Source organism: Mycobacterium sp. (genome assembly GCF_035697385.1).
In the GTDB taxonomy this organism is placed as follows: Bacteria; Actinomycetota; Actinomycetes; order Mycobacteriales; family Mycobacteriaceae; genus Mycobacterium.
In genome coordinates, this window is record NZ_DASSCY010000343.1 from 1 (window position 1) to 5,139 (window position 5,139).

Below are 5,139 nucleotides of genomic sequence, written 5' to 3' on the forward strand. Positions count from 1 at the left end.
CAACTAGTTCACCGAAAAGACGGCGCGCAAACCTTGTGTAGAACCGGACCGCTGTGGTAAACGCGTCGCGCAAATAGTTGCCACAAACCCCGCAGCCATTGTCGGCCAGGCCCACATTCGGACGTAAGAGGCTGTGGACTAGGGTGTTTCGATGTGTTCGGACGTCTTTAATCAACGCTAGTGTTAATAGCAGCGGTAGCTAATAGCACATGATTAGTTGGGCGGTCAAGCCGAGCGCGCCAATTGCGTCGCATCCACGCAAAGGCTGATGCCGCATAGTTAGATCAGCTGTCAAGCGTTATGTCGGAGTTGCTATATAGAACGGCGGCCGCAAGCCGCGGCCGTCGATCAGCAAGCGCCTAAAGTTGCGCGAGCGCTTTCGCTGGTTCCACTCGAGGTCCTGCTGGCGTAACGGTTGACCGCCATTGCTCGATTTCCAGGTGATGGCAACAACGTGCGGCGATGCTCAGGCGGAATCACAACAGTCACCGGTCAGCGGTCGGCAACGATATGACCGTCACTCGGCGAGGGCTGTAATGTCGGGCGTCATGAGCTCCACCAAGCGCGGATGGTCGGTGATGGCGGCTGTGACCGTCGTCGCGTTCGGCTCCCAGTTAAGTCCAGCGACCGCGATTGCCCAGCCAGACCCAGGACCGCAGACCGAAGTACAGCCGCCCGAAGAACAGGTGCTGCACAACGTCATCTACCGGGCGCGCGCGGACGGGACATCGCGGGGAGCGGTGGTTGCGTACAAGATCGACGATACGAACGTCAACAGCGAACAGCCGACACTGCTGCCTGGAAGCACATTCGAGGTCAATACCGTCCTCGCCGACCCCAAGCAGGCCGGCATGACACTGTCCATCCAGTGGCCGTATGGATCGAACCTGCACTGCGAGATCCTGGTCGATGACCAGATCGTCGCGCAGGCCGACCAGTTCATCGCGCCGAGATTGCTCAGGCCCAAAGACGACCCGCTCTACGGCGTGCTGCAATGCGGCGCCCCGCTGGACACTGCTGGCACCGGCGAGACCCCGCCGGTCGAGCCGCCCGCGGATGCTCCCGCGCCTGCTGCCTAGGACTGCCACCCGGTGGACTCGGCCCATTCCCGGGTGCGCTGGTAAGCATCGGCGAACCAAGGCTCCTTGGCGTCGGTGTAATGCGGTTCAGCCAGCGCTTTCCGCTTGACCGCCAGGTATTCCTCGCGCACAGCGGGATTGGCGATCAACCAATCGCGGAACTGCAGTGCGAATTGCTGATTCGGCCAGCCGTCGACACGGAGGTGGATACGGGCCGGCCGCCCCGGATCGGCAGCGCCGTGAATCCGCTTCTGCCACAACGCCGGGTCGTCGGAGTGAGGCATGTCGGCGGTGATCCCCTCAATTCGGGGATAGCCGACGTTCGCGAGTGCGTCAGCAATCTCGTCGGCGACGTCCAGCGAGGCGACGGTGACCTGGATGTCGATGACGTCCTTGGCCTCAAATCCGGGTACCGCGGTCGAGCCGAGGTGGTCGACGCGTAATGCCTTTTCGCCGCATGCCATTTGGACACGCGAGATGATGCGGCGCGCATCGTCGGGCCATGCCGCGTTGTACGGGACCAACTCCAGCTTGTGTTCAGCGATCTGTCGCGTGCGGGTGTTATGCGCCAGCGGAAGCACCCGGTTGTACCAGAGATCGCGGGCCTTCTTGACGAGCTCACCCTGCGAGCCCGAATTGTCCAGCAGCACATCGGCAATGGCCCGGCGAGCCTCCTCGGGCGCCTGAGCCGCAATGCGCGCCCTGGCGTCGGCCTCGTCCATCCCCCGCTTGATCAGCCGCTCGACCCGCGTCTCCGGATCTGCGGTCACCACCACCACAAGCGGGAACGTCGGCGCCATCCCCGTCTCGACAAGCAGAGGAATGTCTTCGACCACGACGGCGTCGTCGGGCACGGATTCGATGATCTCCAGGCGCCGCTTACCGACGAGCGGGTGCACGATCTGATTGAGCTTGGCGCGCCGCTCATCATCGACGAACGCCTTGGCCGCCAACGCTGGCCGGTTCAACGCACCGTCGGGCAGCAGGATGTCCTCGCCGAACGCCTCGACCAGCCGCGTGAGCCCCTCAGTGCCCGGCTCGACGACCTCGCGGGCGATGACGTCCCCATCGACGATGATGCCGCCACACTCAGAGAATGTGGCGGACACCGTCGACTTACCGGCGCCAATGCCGCCGGTCAGACCTATGCGCAGCATGCAGGCCGGTTATGCGTTGCCGGCGAGCTTCTCCCGCAGAGCTGCAAGCTGGGCGTCGCTGGCCAGCGACCCGCCGGCCTGCGAGTCATCAGAGCGCGACGCGCCGTTGGACGACGTAGGCCGCGCCGCTTCTTCGGCTTCGGCAGCGGCGAACTTCTCCATCTGCGCGGTGTGCATCTTGTGCCGGCGCTCCGCCTCGGCGTAGCGGGACTCCCACTCCTCGCGCTGCTTCTCGAAGCCCTCTAGCCATTCGTTGGTCTCGGAGTCGAAGCCCTCGGGGAAGATGTAGTTGCCCTGCTCGTCGTAGCTGTCGGCCATGCCGTACTTCGACGGGTCGAACTCCTCGGTGTAGTCCTCGTTGGCCTGCTTGAGGCTCAGCGAGATGCGGCGACGCTCCAGGTCGATGTCGATGACCTTGACCATCGCGTCGTCGCCGACCTGCACCACCTGGTCCGGAACCTCGACGTGGCGCTCCGAGAGCTCGGAGATGTGCACAAGGCCCTCGATGCCCTCCTCGACGCGAACGAACGCGCCGAACGGCACCAGCTTGGTGACCTTGCCGGGCACGATCTGTCCGATCGCGTGCGTGCGGGCGAAGTGGCGCCACGGGTCTTCCTGAGTCGCCTTGAGTGACAACGAAACCCGCTCGCGGTCCATGTCGACGTCGAGAACCTCGACCGTGACCTCGTCGCCGACGTTGACGACCTCGGACGGATGGTCGATGTGTTTCCAGGACAGCTCGGAGACGTGCACCAGGCCGTCGACGCCGCCGAGATCGACGAAGGCGCCGAAGTTGACGATCGAGGAAACGACACCCTTGCGGATGGCGCCCTTGGTGAGCTGGTTGAGGAACTCGCTGCGCACCTCGGACTGGGTCTGCTCCAGCCAGGCGCGGCGCGAGAGCACCACGTTGTTGCGGTTCTTGTCGAGCTCGATGATCTTGGCCTCGATCTCCTTGCCGATGTACGGCTGCAGATCGCGGACGCGACGCATCTCCACCAGCGACGCGGGCAGGAAGCCGCGCAGGCCGATGTCGAGGATCAGGCCGCCCTTGACGACCTCGATGACGGTGCCCTTGACGGCCTCGTCCTTCTCCTTGAGCTCTTCGATGGTGCCCCAAGCGCGCTCATACTGAGCGCGCTTCTTGGACAGGATCAGGCGGCCTTCCTTGTCCTCCTTGGTGAGGACCAGCGCTTCAACCTCATCGCCGACGGAAACGACCTCATTGGGGTCGACGTCGTGCTTGATGGAGAGCTCACGGGAAGGGATGACGCCTTCGGTCTTGTAACCGATGTCGAGTAGGACTTCGTCGCGGTCAACCTTGACGATGGTCCCTTCGACGATGTCGCCATCGTTGAAGTATTTGATGGTTTTGTCGATGGCGGCGAGAAAGTCCTCGGCCGAGCCGATGTCGTTGACGGCTACTTGCGGCGAGGTGACGGAGGGACTTGGCATGTGGTGGGTTGCTCCGGACAGGTTGGGTCGTAGGGACTGGGACTTGAGTTATTGGTGTGACCCGCGATCGAGCACAGACGGGTACCGGTCAAGGCTACTCGACTGTGCACATGCTGGACAAACCCGGTCTCCGGAGCTGGTCAATCATGATCAGTGCCGAATACCCTGCTGTGGTGACATACCCCGGTCTGCCCATGCGAGTCCGCAAAGTCGGAGCGCCGCTCGGCGTGCTCATCTTGCTCGGCACCATCGCCGGCCTGATCGTCATCGGGCTGACCGCGCTCAACCCCGTCGGTACGGCCATCGGGTTCGTGCTGTCCAGCGTCGCCATGACGGTCGTCCTGCTGGCCTACCTGTGGCTGGACCGCTGGGAACCCGAGCCGCCGCGGCTGTTGGTGCTGGCATTCCTGTGGGGCGCGTCCGTGGCCGTCGTCGTATCGGTGATCCTGGGGCTCTTCATCGAGGCGCTGATCAGCAGCGGTGAGACGGAGACCGTCAGCGCCGCATCCGTCGTCATCGGGGCGCCGCTGATCGAGGAGGCGGCTAAAGGCCTGTTCCTGCTGCTGATGATGACCGGCCGCCGGCGAAACGAACTCAACTCGATGACCGACTGCCTGGTCTACGCGGGCATCGCCGCCGCGGGGTTCACCTGGCTGGAGGACATCCTGTACATCGGGGGCGGCGAGTCTCTCGGCGATTCGCTGGTGACCGCCGCGATGCGGCTGGTCATGGCGCCGTTCGCGCACTCGCTGTTCACCACCGCGTTCGGCATCGGGGTGTACTTCGCGCTGCAGCGGCGAAACGTCCTCGGCAAGGTCGGCTGCATCATGCTCGGCTACCTCGGCGCGGTGTTCATGCACGGGCTGTGGAACGGCTCGTCGCTGCTGAGCGTGGAGGCTTATTTCGGGGTCTACCTGCTGTGGATGGTGCCGATCTTCGGGCTGGCGATCTGGCTCGGCATCGCCAGCCGCCGCAGAGAGCAGCGCATCGTTGCCGCCAAGCTGCCTGGGATGGTGGCCGCGGGCCTGGTGACGCCCAACGAGGCGACGTGGCTGGGCTCGATTCGCAACCGCAAGCTGGCTATCGACCAGGCCAACCGATTCGGCGGACGGCCCGCCGGCAAGAGCGTGAGGAAGTTCGCCGCCCAGGTGGTGGAGCTGGCGTTCGTGCGGGACCGCATCGACCGCGGCTTCGGCGACGCGCGTGTGTATGCCCTTCAGCAGGAGGAAGTCAACGGCGTCGCGGCGACACGGGCCACCACGCCGATGCTGCAGACGCTGGCCGGCTACCGCGCGACCTAGTGCGCCGCCGAATCCCAGCTGCGGCCGTAACCGACCGACACCTCCAGCGGCACATCGAGTGCGTACGCGCCGCACATCTGGTCTGTCACCAGTTTCTCCAGCGCGTCCCGCTCCCCCGGCGCGATCTCGAACAGCAGCTCGTCGTGC

General features: G+C 64.4%; 5 protein-coding genes. 2 read left to right on the forward strand and 3 right to left on the reverse strand.

Going from position 1 to position 5,139, the window contains the following annotated elements:
- Nucleotides 1–548: 548 nt before the first annotated feature.
- Nucleotides 549–1,079 carry a hypothetical protein gene (locus tag VFH65_RS28780; RefSeq protein WP_353326459.1) on the forward strand — a complete coding sequence of 177 codons (531 nt, stop codon included), beginning with the start codon at nucleotides 549–551 and terminating at the stop codon, nucleotides 1,077–1,079.
- On the opposite strand, the gene coaE is transcribed toward VFH65_RS28780, so the two are convergent.
- Nucleotides 1,076–2,236, reverse strand: a complete 1,161-nt coding sequence (gene coaE, locus VFH65_RS28785; protein ID WP_353326460.1) for a dephospho-CoA kinase — start codon at nucleotides 2,234–2,236, stop codon at nucleotides 1,076–1,078. The genes VFH65_RS28780 and coaE overlap by 4 nt on opposite strands.
- Before the next feature lie 9 nt (nucleotides 2,237–2,245).
- The gene (gene rpsA / locus VFH65_RS28790; protein WP_353326462.1) at nucleotides 2,246–3,691 is read right to left on the reverse strand and encodes a 30S ribosomal protein S1; all 1,446 of its coding nucleotides are present in this window, start codon (nucleotides 3,689–3,691) and stop codon (nucleotides 2,246–2,248) included.
- Between the two features lie 146 nt (nucleotides 3,692–3,837).
- Here rpsA and VFH65_RS28795 point away from each other — a divergent pair, with 146 nt between their 5' ends.
- Entirely contained in the window at nucleotides 3,838–4,992 is a 1,155-nt protein-coding gene (locus VFH65_RS28795) for a PrsW family intramembrane metalloprotease (protein ID WP_353326464.1), read from the forward strand.
- On the opposite strand, the gene VFH65_RS28800 is transcribed toward VFH65_RS28795, so the two are convergent.
- Nucleotides 4,989–5,139 (reverse strand): DNA polymerase (locus VFH65_RS28800; protein WP_353326465.1); only part of this gene is annotated, 151 nt, incomplete at its 5' end. The two genes, VFH65_RS28795 and VFH65_RS28800, sit on opposite strands and share 4 nt — an antisense overlap.